We start from the raw sequence: 15,482 nt of genomic DNA on the forward strand, positions 1-15,482 counted from the left end.
TAAGAATCTTCCTACAACAAACACGGAGCAACCCATGCCGCACCTGCACTTGGAATACACCGCCAACCTGACCAACCTGGCCGTCGATAAAACCCTGTTGCGGCTCAACAACGTGCTAATGGCGTCCGGGCAGTTCGGCTCCGAGTTCGATATCAAAAGCCGGGCGGTGAAGCTTGAGAGTTTTCAAGTAGGCACCTCCCTCAATCCGCGCGGGTTTATTGCGGTGAAGCTGTCACTGCTCAGTGGGCGGTCACCGCAGGTCAAGAAACAGCTGTCGGAAAACCTGCTGGCGGCGTTGCAGGATCTGGGCGACTGGCCGGCGGATATACAGGTTCAATTGAGTGTCCAGTTGGTGGACATGGACCGTGATTCCTACAGCAAAGTCGCCATCGGCTGACACCTCGCCACAGCGGTTAGAGTAAACCTTGGTCTGCGCAGACCTTTACGACTTGTTCCCTGAACCAGGTATTGGCGCTGTTCTGTCCGCTGGCTTCGTTCCACTGCATATCCAGGGTAAACCCCGGCAGCCCGTTGGGCGCTTCGCAATGGCCAAACACCGTTGCCGGCGCCAGGAGTTTTTGCACACGGCGGGGCAGGGTGACGATGAAGTCGGTGCCGGTGATCATCTTCAAGGCTGCGCTGTAGCTGTTGGCCCGTGCGATCACTTGGCGCTTGTGGGCCTGGCGCGCCAGCCAGCCGTCGATCATGTTGGTGTCGGAGGTCCACGGCGTGGGGAACACGTGGCGCCGCTCGACAAAGGATTGCAGGCTGAACGCGGGCTCGCGGGGCGCCGAGCGCTTGTCGAACACACACACCAGGTCGTCCTCGAGCAGCATCTGGGTCTTGAAGTCTTTGTGGGCACGGTGAAAGTGCGGGCCGAAACAGATCACCAGGTCCAGGCGACCTTCGCGCAGGTCATCGGCGGGGATCTCGGTTTCCAGTTTCTGTACGTTGACGATCACCGGCAGGTCGGCGCGGTCGAAGGTTTTGAGCAGGCGCGGCAGGATCAACTGTTCGAAGTATTCCGGTGCGCAGACGTTGAAGGTCACCGCCTTCTGGGTGGGGTCGAAGGACTGGGCACCGGCGTGGCACAGGTTGATGCTTTCGAGGATTTTTTGCACGTGGCCGTACATGGTGGTGGCCTTGTACGTAGGACGCATGCCTGCTCGCGTGTTGATAAACAACTCGTCTTCAAAGCTGGTGCGCAGCTTCTTCAGGCTGTAGCTCACGGTGGACTGGCTGACGAACAGCGTTTCTGACACCTCGGTAACGCTGCTCTGGTCGTAGACGGCGATAAACACCATCAAGTCCTGCATATCGAGCTTTCTGAGCAAGTTACTGTTTAGCATCCATTCCGTCCGTAAACCCGATGTACCGAACTCAGTACACGACAGCGCAAAAGCTTAACGGAACGGACGTGCCAATAGAAAGCTCTGTAGGGCGTTTCTATGTTGTGCGTGGGACAAATACTGTTTGCAACACGACCTCAGCGGATATGTCGTGAGTAATGCTTCGGGTTGAAGCGCGTGACGATCAACAGCATCAACACGACCACCCCCGTCAGTGCCCACCAGGCCCACTCGAAACTGCCCAGTTGGTCACGGATCATCCCCGCGATCAGCGGCGACAGGCCGGCGATCAGGTAGCCGATGCCTTGCACAAAGGCCGTCAGGCCCCCAGCGCGACGTGGGTTGTCCAGGTGGTCGAGGGGCAGGATCAAGCTCATGGGGAACAGCCCGCCAATACCCAGGCCGAGCAAGCAGGGCCACAACAAACTCAAGAATTGCGGGCTGAGGATCAGGCCGCAGAACCCGATGATGATCAGCACCAGCAACACCGCGACCACGCCGCGTTTATCCTGGCGACGGTTGGCAATGGCAGGGGTGACCAGGCCGGAGACCACTTCCATGGCGGTCAGGAAGCCCAGCAGCAGGCCGGCGTTCTGTTCGCTCCAGCCTTGCTCCACGTAGTACGGCGCCAGCCATGCGAGTACACAGGTGTAGGACGCGGTGCCCAAGCCAAAAAAGATCGCCAGCAACCAGGCGCGACCGTTACCGAAAAATGCTTCCTGCGGGCTTGAACCCGTCTGCGGCAGCGGCGGCATGGCCGAGCGCTGGGCGTACCAGAACACCAACGCCAGTAACGCCAGCACGGCCCAGATCGCCAGGCCGATGCGCCAACTGCCAGTGTGGACTTGCACCAAGGGCGAGAACGAAGCGGCCAGTGCTGCACCGCCCATGATGGCAGTGACGTACAGGCCCATGAACAGCGAGACGTTGGTGCTGAAGCGCGACTTGATCAGCGCCGGCATCAGCGCCTGGATCATTGCGATACCAATACCGGCCGCAATGGCGCTGACGATCAATTCCAGCGCCGAATCGAGGAACAACCGCGACAGCGTGGCCAGGCCAATCACGACCAGCGACAGCACGATGCTGCGGTGCTCGCCAATACGCTTGGCCAAGCCCATGCCAAAGAACATCGCCAGGCCCATGGCCATGACCGGCAACATGGTCAGCAACGCCGCGCTGCTGAAACTCAGCGGCACATCGCCACGAATCGATGACAACAATGGCCCCACAGCCGCCATCGACGGGCGCAGGTTAAGGGCGACCAGTACCACGCTGATCATCAGCCAAACGGCGGTGGTGGGTTTTGCCTGAACGTTTTCCATGGGCCTGCCTTGAATGAACAAGGGCGAATCAGGCCACGCATGGGGCCAGGGGGCAAATGAGAAAGTCGCAGGGACTATCTAAAAAATGCATTTCCCACAAACACCGCAAATCGAAATGTGGGAGGGGGTCCACCTTCTACAGCAGGGGCTGCGGTGTCAGGTGGATCGAATCACGTGCTTGATCTCCTGAAACGCCGCCAGCCCCCAAGGCCCCAGTTCACGGCCGATGCTGCTCTGCTTGTAGCCGCCCCACGCCGTCTGCGGGAAGATCACCTGCGGTGCGTTGATCCACACCAGCCCGGCCTGCAAGGCATTTGCCACCCGCTCGGCGGTGTCGGCATCGGCGCTGACCACACTGGCCACCAGGCCGAAATCGCTGTCGTTGGCCAGGGCAATCGCCTCATCCACAGTCGCGAAACGTCGTACACACAGCACCGGGCCGAAGATTTCCTCGTTCCATAACGCGCTGTCCAGCGGCACCTCGGTGAACACTGTCGGGCGGATGAAAAAACCTGTCGCCAGACCCACTGGACGTTCACCGCCGCACAGCAATCGCGCGCCGTCCTCGATGCCGCGCTGGATATGCGCCTGTACCCGCTGATACTGCGCACGGTTGATCAGCGCGCCCATTTCCACGTCCTCGGTAAACGGGCCAGCTACGCGAATCCCTTCGGTCCGCGCCTGCAAACGTTGCAGGAATTCATCCGCCAGGCTGTCGGCCACCAACACGCGGCTGGTGGCGGAACACATCTGCCCGGCGTTGAAAAAACCACCGCCGCACGCCAGTTCCACCGCCAGGTCAAGGTCGGCATCCGCCAGCACCAGCAGCGAGGATTTGCCACCCAGTTCCAGGCTCACGCCCTTGATGGTTTCGGCAGCGCGCTGCATCACTTGCACGCCCACCGCGTTGCTGCCGGTGAAGGAAATTTTGGCCACCCGACGATCTGCCGCCAGCGGTGCACCTACGGCCAGGCCGGTGCCACAGATCAGGTTGAATACGCCCTTCGGCAGCCCGGCGTCGGCAATGATCTGCGCCAAGCGCAGTTCCGCCAGTGGCGTGACTTCCGACGGTTTAAGCACCACGCAGCAACCGGCGGCAAGGGCCGGGGCGAGCTTCCAGGCGGTGGTCACCATGGGGAAATTCCACGGCACGATCAGCCCCACCACGCCACACGGTTCGCGGCGCAGGCGGGCGCTGAACGCCTCGCTGGGTAGCGCCACCGGGTGGTCTTGGCCCGCATCCATTTCGTCCGCCACGCTGGCGTAGTACGCGAAGGTGGCGATCACGTCGTCCACATCGATGCCGGCCTCAAACAGCGGCTTGCCGTTGTTACTCGACTGCAGGTGCATCAACGGTTCGCGCTGCTCGCGCACGCCTTGGGCGATCTTGCGCAACAAGGCGCCGCGGTCACGGCCGGTGCTGTTTGACCAGCCGGCAAACGCGCGGCTGGCGGCGTCCACCGCCTGGGTCACGGCAGCCTTGTCCCCAGCGCTGACCTGGGCCAGGAGGGCTTCGGTCGCCGGGTTGATCACCTCCAGCACGGCATGCCCCGCACGCCATTCGCCGTCGATATACACACCGTTCAAAACTGTGCTCATAGCGCAACCTCCTTCATCCAAAGCCCCTGGTCGATTTCAATCAGCGTCGGCCCCTGGCGCTCAGCGGCCGCGAGCAGTGCGGTGCGCAAAGGCGCGATGCCCTGGATGCGCTCAGCCGCGCAGCCCAGTGCCTTGGCCACGCCGATAAAGTCCGGGGTGTAGATGTCTACGCCGACCGGCTCGATGGCGCGGTTGACCATGTATTTCTTGATCTCCTCGTAGCCCTGGTTATTCCACAGCAACACGATGATCGGCGTGCGGGCTTCCACCGCGCTGGCCAGTTCCGGCAGGCTAAATTGCAGGCCGCCGTCGCCGATCAGGCACACCACCGGTTGCCCATCGCCGCGTCCCAGCCACGCACCGATAGCGGCGGGCAGGGCGTAACCCAAGGTGCCGTAGCCGGTGGAGGAATTGAACCAGCGGCGCGGGTGGTCGAGGTTCAGGGTCAGGTTGCCGCTGTACACCGGTTGCGTGGAGTCGCCCACCATGACGGCGCCGGGCAGTGTCTCCAGGACCGTGTTGAGCAACAGGGTTTGCGCGCGGGTGGCGGCGTCCCAGGTGGGCGCCAGTTCAGCCCATAAACGGGCGACGCGTTGGCTGCCCCAGTCGGTGCGGCGCGGCGCTAAAGATGTGCTGCCCAACTCAGTCAACAAGGCCTCGGCGGCGATCTGTGCATCGGCCACCAAGGCGATGTGAGGCGGGTAGTTGCGCACGGTCTGGTCGGGGTCGATGTCGATACGCAACAGTGCGCCTGGAATGTCAAAGCCGCCGGCGAAGGTCACGTCGTAATCGGTTTCCCCAAGCTCAGTGCCAATGGCCAACACCACGTCGGCCTCGGCGACCAATGCGCGGGTGGCAACCAAGGTTTGGGTCGAGCCGACCAGCAACGGGTGCGCGGCGGGCAACATGCCTTTGGCGTTGATGGTCAGGGCCACCGGCGCGCCCAGGGTTTCGGCCAGGCGAGTCAAGGCGGGTGCAGCATCGATGGCACCGCCACCGGCCAGGATCAGCGGGCGCTTGGCCGACGCCAGCAACTGACTCATCTGCTTGATCGCCGAGGGTGCAGCGCCGGCGCGTGCGACGCTGATCGGTTCGCTGCCCAGCAGTGCGTCAGCGTCTTGCACCAACACATCCAAAGGGATTTCGATATGCACCGGCCGCGGACGACCGGCCTGGAACAGTGCAAACGCCCGCGCCAGCACACCGGGCAACTCTGCCGCCGACATCAAGGTATGGGAGAACGCCGCCACACCCGCAATCATCGCGCTCTGGTTCGGCAGTTCATGCAGCTTGCCGCGCCCGCCGCCCAATTGGCTGCGTGACTGCACGCTGGAGATCACCAGCATCGGGATCGAGTCGGCATAGGCCTGGCCCATCGCCGTGGTGATATTGGTCATGCCGGGGCCGGTGATGATGAAACACACGCCGGGCTTGCCGCTGGTGCGCGCATAGCCGTCGGCCATGAACCCGGCACCTTGCTCGTGGCGCGGGGTGACGTGGCGGATACGGGAACGGGCCAGGCCGCGATACAGTTCCACGGTGTGCACGCCGGGGATGCCGAACACCTGGTCCACGCCGTAGCCTTCCAGGAGTTTGACCAACACTTCGCCGCAGGTCGCCATACAGGTCGCTCTTGTTATGGATTCGAGGCGGTATTGGACCGGCTGGCCCGTAGCGGCAACAATCGATAAAAAGTCATACTAGCCATGTCTTCACGTCATGGCTGAACCCTATGAAACGCCTTCCGCCGCTGCCCGCGCTGCACACCTTCTGGGTCACGGCCCAGTGCTGCAACTTCACTCGCGCCGCCGAGCAACTGCACATCACCCAGGGCGCGGTGAGTCGGCAGATCGCCGGGCTGGAAAGCCACTTGGGCTACGCGCTGTTCCAACGCCAGGCGCGCGGTTTGAGCCTGACCGAAGAGGGGCGCGAGTGGTCAGTGCGGGCGCAGCACGTATTTGGCTTGCTCGGTGACGCGGTGGAGCAGATCGGCAGTCGCCGCCAGACCTTGCAGCTCAAGGCGTCCACCTGCGTGATGCGCTGGTTGCTGCCGCGCCTGATGCAGTGGCAAAAGGAGCGCCCGGACGTGCCGGTGGAACTCACCACCACCGTGGCCTACAGCGTGGATTTTCGGCGCGAGCAATTTGATGCAGCGGTGATCTACGCCCCCATCGCCGAGCAGTCGGCCGAGGCGCGGCATTTGTTCGACGAGCAACTCACACCGGTCTGCGCGCCGGGTTTACTGCCGGGCTTGCAAGCACCGCAGCACTTGCAGCAACAGGTGCTGCTGCACCCCACGCGGGACGAGCGGGATTGGGCGTTGTGGTTGAAGGCGGCGAATATCCACTTGAGCAATCTGAGCCAGGGTCATCATTTCGAAACGCTGGACTTGGCAATGACGGTGGCCTCCCAGGGTTCCGGGGTGGCGATTGGCGACAGCGCGTTGATTGGCGAGGATGTGAAGGCGGGGCGGTTGGTGATGCCGTTTGAGCTGCGGGTGCGGACGGGGATGGGGTATTACCTGGTGTATCCGCCGGGGACGAAGCCGTCGACCGGGCTCGAAGCGTTAATGGATTGGTTAGTCAGCCAGGCGCAATGTCCAGAGCATTGAAGGGCAAATGTGAGAGGGGGCTTGCCCCTCCCACATTTATTGACCGCGTTGTGTCAGTAACCGACGGTAAACCGCTTGCGCGAGTGCTTTGGTGTTTCCACTTCATCAATCATTGCGATGGCGTAGTCGGCAAAGCTGATCGAGCTTTTGCCGTCGCTGCTCACCAGCAAATCATCCTGGCCCAGACGGAATTTACCGGTGCGCTCGGTCCCATCGAACAGCGCCGATGGCGACAGGAATGTCCAATCCAGTTCTTGTTCCTGGCGCAGGGTCTCCAGGAATTCAGCCCCTGCGCTGGCTTCTGCCTTGTACTCGGCAGGGAAACCTTCGCTGTCGATCACTCGACCACCACCTGGCAGCAACAGCGAACCCGCACCGCCCACCACCAGCAGGCGTTTCACCCCAGCCTGTTTCACCGGCCCGATCACGGCGCTGGCGGGCAGGGTGGCAAAATGCGCGGCGCTGATTACCACATCGCTGCCGCTGATGGCCTGTTGCAGTGCAGCGGCGTCCAGCGCGTCCACTTGTTTGACGGTGACGTTCGGGCGCGCTGTCAGCTTGTCGGTATTACGCGCGATGGCGGTGACGCTGTGCCCACGACGCAACGCTTCTTCCAGCAATTGGCTGCCGGCACGGCCTGTAGCCCCAATGATTGCGATCTTGCTCATGACGTTCTCCAGTACGGTTAAGGTTTGAGAGGTTTCACCACTTCATTTCGCCCTTGGCGACTTTGGCACTCAGCTCCAGGGAGCTTTCGTCGGCCAGGGTGGGGTAACGTTTTTTCATGGCCGCGATGAGGGCGGCAGAGTCCTTGGCCTTGGCGGTTTCTACGTCGAAGGCCTTGATGTAGTCGGCAGTAAAGGCCACGGATTTCGGCGACGGCGTGCCCAGGTAATGGCCGGGAATCACGGTGCGCGGTTTCAGGTTTTCGATGCGCTGCAGGGTGGTCAGCCAGTCCTTGTGAGATTGCGCGCCCTGGGTGTCGGCCATCCACAGATGGATGTTTTCGGCGACCACGACGCCACCGACCACGGCCTTGATCGACGGGATCCACACAAAGCTGCGGTCCGGCTGTGGGCCGTCCAGGCCGATCACGTCCAGCTGTTTACCTTCCAACGTCAGGCTATGGCCTTGCAGCACCTGCGGCACGATGGTTTTAGCCGGTTTGTCGGCGCCCATCTTCGGGCCCCAGAACTCAAGCTTGCCGGCCACGGTGGCGTTGATATGGTCGACCACCGGTTGCGGCGCGAGCACCTTGGCATCCGGGAACGCGGCGGTGAGGGTGTCGAGGCCGAAGTAGTAATCCGGGTCGCCGTGGCTGATGTAGATGGTGGTCAGGTTTTTGCCACTGGCGCGGATCTTCTGCACCAGTTGCTCGGCCTGGCCCTTGCCGAATTGCGCGTCTACCAGGATCGCGTCCTTGGCGCCGCTGACCAGCACCGAGGTCACCGGGAAGATCGCGGCTTCGCCTGGGTTGTACACGTCGAGGGTCAGGTCGGCCGCCGAGGCGTGGGCGGCAAACGCCAGGGCGGCGGTGGCTAGGGTCAAGCGCTTGAGGGTTGAGAACATCGAGTAGCTCCGGCAGGCGATTCAAAGGAAGCACAGAGCTTAGTTGCACCAAACGAGACTAAAAATGCGATGCTGGGACATAGTTTGTTTCTTAAAGTGAGCAAATCATGGATCGCCTTCACGCCATGCGCGTGTTTGTCACCGTGGTGGACCTGGGCAGCCAGTCCGCCGCCGCCGACCACCTGGACCTGTCTCGCCCGGTGGTCTCGCGTTACCTGGCCGAGTTGGAAGACTGGGTCGGTGCGCGCCTGATGCACCGCACCACGCGCAAGCTGAGCCTCACGGCCGCTGGCAGCGAAACCTTGCCGCGCTGCCGACAATTGCTGGAACTGTGCGGCGACATGCAGGCCGCCGTCAGCGAACCGGATGACGCGCCCCGAGGCTTGCTGCGCCTGAGTGTCAGCACCTCGTTCGGCCAGGCGCAATTGGCCGAGGCGATTGCCGAGTACGTCAAGCGCTACCCCTTGGTCACGGTCGACCTGCAAATGCTCGACCGTACGGTGAACCTGGTGGATGAACGCATCGACCTGGCCATTCGCACCAGTAATGACCTGGACCCCAACTTGATCGCACGTCGCCTGACCGTCTGTCGTTCTGTTGTGTGTGCAACGCCGGCATATCTGCTGGAGCACCCGGCCCCGCAGAAGGTCGAAGCGCTTGCCCGGCACAACTGCCTGACCCACTCGTACTTCGGCAAAAGCCTGTGGCATTTCGAGGAACATGGCGAGCACGTGTCGGTGCCAGTGCACGGCAACATCACGGCCAACGAGGCCAGCACGCTGTTACGCCTGACCCTGGCGGGAGCCGGGGTGGCGATGCTGCCCAGTTACCAGGCCGGCGATCACATCCGCCGTGGCGAACTGGTGCGCCTGCTGCCCCACGCCGAGCCCCGGCAGATGAATATCTACGCGGTCTACGCCTCACGCAAACACATGCCGTCGGCGCTGCGCAGCCTGCTGGATTTCCTGGTGGTGAGGTTCCCGGAACAGCCGGTGTGGGACGTCGGTCTGTAGGGCGACATAACCCTGTTGAATGTCGTCCAATAATGGCAACTCGCCCTGGCTGGCCTATGCTTTAAACAGCACCGTGTAGATCCGTCCAGAGGTCTGTGCCATGAACATTAAAACCCGAAAATACCTGATGATTTTCACCCTCTGCGCCTTTGCCAGCGCGCTGTACGGGACTGCCGCCTACCGCGTCGAACAGACCCGTATGCAGCCGACCTTTGCGATCAGCTGCCATCAGGACCAATGCGTTCCCCACACCGGCAGTTTCAGCGCGCTCAGGTAGCCGGCGATTCGGCCTTGAGTTGCTCGCGAAACGCCTTGGGTGAGAACCCGACCCGCCGGCGAAACAGCCGTGAGAAGTTGGTCGGGTCGGAAAACCCCAGCACCTCCGACATTTCATTGATGGTCATGCTGGTGTAGGTCAGCAGGCGCTTGGCTTCCAGCAACTGGCGATCATGCATGATCTGCAAGGCGGGCTGCCCACCCAGTTCGCGACACGTCCCATTCAGGTGTGAGACCGAGATACCCAGCTTGTGGGCCAGATCCTCGATCTTGGGGTGTTCGCGGTAGTGCTGTTCGACCAATTGGGTAAACCGCCGGAAATACTCGCGCCCCCTTGGCGCACGCGAATGGCGACGCTGGATGGCCTGGCGGCTGATCCACACCAGCAGCACACTGACCAGCGCGTGCATCATCATGTCCCGGGCCGGTTGGTCGTCGGCGTATTCGTCCTGCAGGCGGGCGAACTGGCTGTTGAGGTAATCGCTGTCCTTGCCCGCCGGGTAGCTGCCCAAGGTGTGCAGACCGCCTGCTGTCGCACCCAGTTGGGCTTGCAAGTGGCTCACCAGTGGCGCCGAGAGTGTCACCACATAGCCTTCGACATCTTCGGCAAAACGGAACCCATGCACGCACAACGGCGGCAATACCTGCAGGGTGGCTTCGTTGAGGGTGGTGCGTTGGCCTTCGATTTCCAACTGGGCCTGGCCCTTGTGCACGTACAGCAACTGGCACAGATCCGCGTGCCGGTGGGGCTGGATTTCCCACTGGTATTCCCGACTGCGTCGGGAAATGGTTTCGCAGTGCAACAAATCGGGGGTCGGCCATTGCTGGTTTTCCCCGTAAAGCTTGAAGACCGGAATCGCGGTGTTGGTCATGGTTTCAATCCGATACTCAGGACGGTTGTGCGGTAATCGCCCAAATTGGCAAAAAGCGCAGGGTTTGTCGCAGTTTTCACCTTCTTATGCTGTGCACTCAAGTGAAAAATGTCAGGCATAAGATCAATGACAACTCTTTCACTCGATCCGTTCGGGTGGAACTTGCGGGCCATAAAAATAATGAAAACGCTGAAAACCCAAGTCGCCATTATCGGCGCCGGTCCTTCCGGACTGCTGCTCGGCCAATTGCTGCACAACGCCGGTATTGAGACCCTTATCCTAGAGCGCCAGAGCGCCGACTACGTGCAAGGCCGCATCCGCGCCGGGGTGCTGGAGCAGGGCATGGTCGACCTGCTGCGCCAGGCGGGTGTCAGCCAACGCATGGATGCCGAAGGCCTGGTGCATGACGGCTTCGAGCTGGCGCTGGACGGGCAGCTCACCCACATCGACCTCAAGGCCTTGACCGGCGGCCAATCGGTGATGATCTACGGCCAGACCGAAGTCACCCGCGACCTGATGGCCGCCCGTGACGCGGCCGGCGCTGTCACGTTCTACGAAGCGCGTGACGTGCAGCCCCATGATCTTAAAACTGATCGACCCTGGCTGACCTTCGAACACCAGGGCGAGGCGTTTCGCCTGGAGTGCGATTACATCGCCGGCTGTGATGGTTTCCACGGCGTGGCGCGCCAGTCGATCCCGGCTGAGTCACTGAAAATCTTTGAACGCGTCTACCCCTTCGGTTGGCTGGGCATTCTCGCCGACACGCCGCCGGTGCACGCCGAACTGGTGTACGCCAAGCACCCGCGTGGCTTTGCCCTGTGCAGCATGCGCTCGCCGACCCGCAGCCGTTATTACCTGCAAGTGCCAGCCGAAGAGCCGCTGGACGAATGGTCGGATGCGCGTTTTTGGGATGAACTGAAAACCCGCTTGCCCCGCAGCCTGGCCGAGCAGTTGGTCACAGGCCCATCGATTGAAAAAAGCATCGCGCCGCTGCGCAGCTTTGTGGTGGAGCCGATGCAATACGGGCGCCTGTTCCTGTTGGGGGACGCTGCGCATATCGTGCCGCCCACCGGGGCCAAGGGCTTGAACCTGGCGGCCAGTGATGTGAGCACCTTGTTCCGGATTTTGCTCAAGGTCTATGGCGAAGGGCGCGTGGATTTGCTGGAGCGCTATTCGGCCATTTGCCTACGCCGGGTGTGGAAGGCCGAGCGGTTTTCCTGGTGGATGACCTCGATGCTGCATCAATTCCCGGAAGCGGACGGCTTCAGCCAGCGCATCGCACAGAGCGAACTGGAGTACTTCATCCATTCAGAAGCCGGGCGAACCACCATTGCAGAAAATTACGTCGGGCTTCCTTACGAGGCTATCGAATAGCCTGCTATCGTATTCAGCATTCCCGTGGGCCGCCTTTTCCCACGGGCCTTGCTTGAAGGTTCTGCCGTGACTCAGCTCAATCAGCCTACGCCACCGCTGCCGGCGGTGCGCAGTATCCTCGCCTCATTGATGATGGCGATCTTCTTGGGTGCCCTGGACCAGACCATCGTCGCCGTGTCCATGCCCGCCATCTCCGCGCAATTTCATGACGTCAACCTGCTGGCCTGGGTGATCTCCGGCTACATGGTCGCGATGACAGTGGCGGTGCCGATCTACGGCAAGCTCGGCGACCTGTACGGGCGCCGGCCGATGATGCTGATCGGCATGGGGGTGTTCACCGTGGCGTCGCTGTTTTGTGGCATGGCCCAAAATATGGAGCAACTGGTGCTGGCGCGGGTGCTGCAAGGCATCGGCGCCGGCGGGATGATCTCGGTGAGCCAAGCGATCATCGGCGACATCATCGCGCCCCGTGAGCGTGGGCGTTACCAGGGTTATTTCAGCAGCATGTACGCAGTGGCCAGCGTGGCCGGGCCGGTGTTGGGCGGTTACATGACCGAGTACCTGTCGTGGCGCTGGGTGTTCTTGATCAACCTGCCGCTGGGCGCCGGTGCCTGGTACGTGGCCCATCGCACCCTGGTGGGGCTGCCAGTGCCGCAGCGCAAGCCGATCATCGATTACCTCGGCACCGTGCTGATGATCATCGGCTTGACTGCCTTGTTGCTGGGCATCACCGAAATCGGCCAGGGCCATCATTGGCGTGACAGCCAGGTGCTGGGGTTGCTGGCCAGCGCGCTGGTGGCGTTGACGTTGTTTGTGTGGCACGAGCGCCGTGCGCGGGAACCGCTGCTGCCGATGCATTTGTTCGCCAACCGTAGCGCGGTGCTGTGTTGGTGCACGGTGTTTTTCACCAGCTTCCAGGCGATTTCCCTGACCGTGCTGATGCCCCTGCGCTTTCAGACCGTGACCGGAGGCGGTGCCGACAGTGCGGCCTTGCACTTGTTGCCCCTGGCGATTGGCCTGCCTATCGGCGCGTATTCTGCCGGGCGCATGACGTCGGTGACCGGGCGCTACAAACCGATGATCCTGAGCGGTGCGCTGTTAAGCCCGCTGGCGATTCTGGGCATGGCCTTCAGCGCGCCCCAGGACGTGCTGCTGACCGGCGTGTTCATGCTGTTGTGCGGGATCGCTGCCGGCATGCAATTCCCCACCTCTTTGGTGGGCTCGCAAAACTCGGTGGAACAGCGGGACATCGGCGTCGCCACCAGCACCACCAACCTGTTCCGCTCCCTGGGCGGTGCGGTAGGCGTGGCGTGCATGTCGGCGTTGCTGCTGGCGTTGTTGCAGGATTCCAGCTTCGCTCATTTGGCCAGCGGTGCGCTGGTGGCCGAGGGCAGTTCCGGCAATGTGCTGCTCGATGGCCTGAACGCTGCGCCGGGCCCGGCGCAGGATGCACTGCGTGGCGAGTTGGGGGTGACGTTCCGGCACTTGTTGATGGTGAGTGCAGCGGTGTCGTTGCTGGGGTTGGCGGCGGCGATAGCGATGCCCAATCGGGTGCTGCGTGGTCGGGAAGACAAAGCGAAGTAACTGACACGATGAAGATAAAAAGGTGGGAGGGCGTTACGACGATTCGACTTGCCCCTCCCACATGTTTACCGCATTACAGTTTCAGGGGCTGTAGTACCCGACGGCCACCATGAAATGCCCGGCCTTGCGGATATAGGCATGTTTGTTCTCGACCTTATCCGTCACCGGGTTCTTCCAGCGGTACTTGTATTCCCCCTGGTCCTGTTCGGCCATCAACTTGAGGATTGGCTCGCCGACGGGCTTGCCATCCGGGTCCTTGATCTTGCTGAAGTCAGTGTTGATCAGCCGCAGGTTGGTGCCGTGGGCCACGTAGCGTTGGGTGTTCAGGTCGACCACAAACACATACAGGTCATCCTGTAGGAAACCGCCTTGCAAGGCATTGATGGCCTTGAGTGTGCCGGCTTCATCCTTGAGCAGGGCGTTCACCGCTTTGTTGCGCAGGGCCCGGGCCTGTTCCGGGGTTGCACGTGGTAGGTAATAGCCCACGGCCAGGATGCGCTCGCCCACCCGCTGGTAGAACACATGCTTGTGTTCGACCTTGCCATCATTCCAGTTCTGCCAGCGGTAGTCGGCTTGCTGGATGCCCTGGCCTTCGGGCACCGTGAGCGCGTCCTTGAACGACTGGCGCAAATCCGGCCCCAGCACCTCGTTGACGTCGCGACCGATCAGTGCGGAGGAGGGCCCGCCACTGGCCAACAGCACGCCCTGGGTATCGACCACGAACACGTAACGGTCCTGGTCGATAAATTCCCCTTGGCGGCTGAACGCGGCGAAGGCCTTGTCGCCGTTGCTCTGGTAGTAGGCCAGGGCTTTTTCCAGCAGGGCCTTGGCCGCCTGGGCGTCCTCATCCTGAGTCGGGGCGGCGTGCACCTGGCTGAAACACAACAGCAGCAGCCAGGTGATGCGGAGCATTCCCTTCATGGTCCGTCCTCGTTCTTGTTGGTGTGACAAGAGCGTAGACGGCCCTGGCTCAGGGCGCTGCCAACCATTGATTGACGATGCCCTGGTACACCCCGGTGGCGATGCTCAGGTGCAACCACTGGTCGACATAGCTTTTCCAGGCCACATCATCGCGGGGCAGCAAAAAGGCTTTTTCGCTGTACTGCATCTGCCGCTCCGGGTTGACGGCACACAGGCCTGGCTTGAACTTCTGCTGGTAGAGCGCCTCGCTGGCGTCGGTGATCATCACATCGGCCCTGCCGGCAAGCAGTTCGTCGAAGATCGTCACGTTGTCGTGCAGGCGGATCTGCGCCTGGCCCAGGTGAGTACGGGCAAATATTTCGTTGGTGCCGCCTGCCGGTTCGATCACCCGCACCGTTGGCTTGTTGATCTGCTCGACGCTCTGGTAGCGCTTCACGTCGGCGCAGCGCACCAGTGGGATCTTGCCGTCCACGCCGAGGGACTGGCTGAAGAACGCCTTTTTCTGACGCTCCAGCGACACCGAAATACCCCCCACGGCGATGTCGCAGCGTTGCGCAATAAAGTCCGGCATCAGGGTTTTCCAGGTGGTGGGGACCCAGGTGATCTTGGCGTTGAGGGTCTTGGCCAAGGATTCGGCCATGGCAATGTCGATGCCTTCGTAGCGGCCATCGGCGCCCAACTTGGAATAGGGCGTGTAGTCGCCAGTGGTACACACGCTGAGGGTGCCGCGCTGCAGCACTTGATCCAGGCGCGAGGGGGCGGTGTCGGCCAGGGCGCTGGTGGCCAGGCTCGCCAGTACACACAGGGCTAAGGGAGCTTTCATGTGGTCGAGTCCTTGGGGCATTGTCAGGGGGGAGTCATTATTTCCAGCAAGGGGCAGAGTGGCAAGGCGTGGCGATTGTTTAGCCAGTGTGTAACCAAACTCCGTTATCCCTGACTTGAATCGCCTATTCAGGCGTGTGAGGCTGCGGGCATCTTCATCATCGTGA

The 15,482-nt window shown here is 61.8% G+C and carries 15 protein-coding genes; 6 read left to right on the top strand and 9 right to left on the bottom strand.

Translation table 11 applies throughout. The features are described from left to right. The first annotated feature begins 34 nt into the window (after positions 1-34). Complete coding sequence (locus PspS35_RS07845) at positions 35-397, top strand: 5-carboxymethyl-2-hydroxymuconate Delta-isomerase (protein WP_159933439.1); 363 nt, start codon at positions 35-37, stop codon at positions 395-397. A 16-nt stretch (positions 398-413) separates the two neighbouring features. Here the strand turns inward: PspS35_RS07845 and PspS35_RS07850 are convergent, their stop codons facing one another. The 4 genes from PspS35_RS07850 to PspS35_RS07865 form a co-directional block, all read right to left on the bottom strand. Further along, on the bottom strand, positions 414-1,349 hold the full coding sequence (locus tag PspS35_RS07850; protein ID WP_159933440.1) for a LysR family transcriptional regulator: 936 nt from the start codon (positions 1,347-1,349) through the stop codon (positions 414-416). A gap of 137 nt (positions 1,350-1,486) precedes the next feature. Next, on the bottom strand, positions 1,487-2,674 hold the full coding sequence (locus PspS35_RS07855; protein ID WP_159933441.1) for a cyanate transporter: 1,188 nt from the start codon (positions 2,672-2,674) through the stop codon (positions 1,487-1,489). A gap of 156 nt (positions 2,675-2,830) precedes the next feature. Further along, entirely contained in the window at positions 2,831-4,273 is a 1,443-nt protein-coding gene (locus PspS35_RS07860) for an aldehyde dehydrogenase family protein (protein WP_159933442.1), read from the bottom strand. Next, positions 4,270-5,895, bottom strand: coding sequence for a 5-guanidino-2-oxopentanoate decarboxylase (locus PspS35_RS07865; protein ID WP_159933443.1), 1,626 nt, complete (start codon positions 5,893-5,895; stop codon positions 4,270-4,272). Before PspS35_RS07865 ends, PspS35_RS07860 begins: the two co-directional genes overlap by 4 nt. A gap of 110 nt (positions 5,896-6,005) precedes the next feature. On the opposite strand from PspS35_RS07865, the gene PspS35_RS07870 reads away from it, so the two are divergent. Then, positions 6,006-6,884: a LysR substrate-binding domain-containing protein gene (locus tag PspS35_RS07870; RefSeq protein ID WP_159933444.1), complete on the top strand. Its 879-nt coding sequence runs from the start codon at positions 6,006-6,008 to the stop codon at positions 6,882-6,884. Between the two features lie 53 nt (positions 6,885-6,937). On the opposite strand, the gene PspS35_RS07875 is transcribed toward PspS35_RS07870, so the two are convergent. Beyond that, positions 6,938-7,552 carry an NAD(P)-dependent oxidoreductase gene (locus PspS35_RS07875; RefSeq protein WP_159933445.1) on the bottom strand — a complete coding sequence of 205 codons (615 nt, stop codon included), beginning with the start codon at positions 7,550-7,552 and terminating at the stop codon, positions 6,938-6,940. 34 nt (positions 7,553-7,586) lie between these two features. Then, complete coding sequence (locus PspS35_RS07880; RefSeq protein ID WP_159933446.1) at positions 7,587-8,453, bottom strand: MBL fold metallo-hydrolase; 867 nt, start codon at positions 8,451-8,453, stop codon at positions 7,587-7,589. Positions 8,454-8,560: 107 nt separating this feature from the next. Here PspS35_RS07880 and PspS35_RS07885 point away from each other — a divergent pair, with 107 nt between their 5' ends. Continuing rightward, positions 8,561-9,466 (top strand): LysR family transcriptional regulator, encoded by a 906-nt coding sequence (locus PspS35_RS07885; RefSeq protein ID WP_159933447.1) that lies wholly within the window; start codon positions 8,561-8,563, stop codon positions 9,464-9,466. Between the two features lie 100 nt (positions 9,467-9,566). Continuing rightward, the gene (locus PspS35_RS30005) at positions 9,567-9,743 is read left to right on the top strand and encodes a hypothetical protein (RefSeq protein WP_174244791.1); all 177 of its coding nucleotides are present in this window, start codon (positions 9,567-9,569) and stop codon (positions 9,741-9,743) included. On the opposite strand, the gene PspS35_RS07890 is transcribed toward PspS35_RS30005, so the two are convergent. Further along, entirely contained in the window at positions 9,736-10,614 is an 879-nt protein-coding gene (locus PspS35_RS07890; RefSeq protein ID WP_159933448.1) for a helix-turn-helix domain-containing protein, read from the bottom strand. The two genes, PspS35_RS30005 and PspS35_RS07890, sit on opposite strands and share 8 nt — an antisense overlap. Before the next feature lie 189 nt (positions 10,615-10,803). Here PspS35_RS07890 and pobA point away from each other — a divergent pair, with 189 nt between their 5' ends. Next, positions 10,804-11,988: a 4-hydroxybenzoate 3-monooxygenase gene (gene pobA / locus PspS35_RS07895; protein ID WP_174244865.1), complete on the top strand. Its 1,185-nt coding sequence runs from the start codon at positions 10,804-10,806 to the stop codon at positions 11,986-11,988. A gap of 66 nt (positions 11,989-12,054) precedes the next feature. After that, positions 12,055-13,572 carry an MDR family MFS transporter gene (locus PspS35_RS07900; RefSeq protein ID WP_159933450.1) on the top strand — a complete coding sequence of 506 codons (1,518 nt, stop codon included), beginning with the start codon at positions 12,055-12,057 and terminating at the stop codon, positions 13,570-13,572. 81 nt (positions 13,573-13,653) lie between these two features. Here PspS35_RS07900 and PspS35_RS07905 read toward each other — a convergent pair whose 3' ends face one another. Beyond that, positions 13,654-14,493 (bottom strand): cache domain-containing protein, encoded by an 840-nt coding sequence (locus PspS35_RS07905; protein WP_159933451.1) that lies wholly within the window; start codon positions 14,491-14,493, stop codon positions 13,654-13,656. 49 nt (positions 14,494-14,542) lie between these two features. Further along, positions 14,543-15,316, bottom strand: coding sequence for a transporter substrate-binding domain-containing protein (locus tag PspS35_RS07910; protein ID WP_159933452.1), 774 nt, complete (start codon positions 15,314-15,316; stop codon positions 14,543-14,545). Positions 15,317-15,482: the final 166 nt, after the last annotated feature.

The organism is Pseudomonas sp. S35 (assembly GCF_009866765.1).
Lineage (GTDB): Bacteria > Pseudomonadota > Gammaproteobacteria > Pseudomonadales > Pseudomonadaceae > Aquipseudomonas.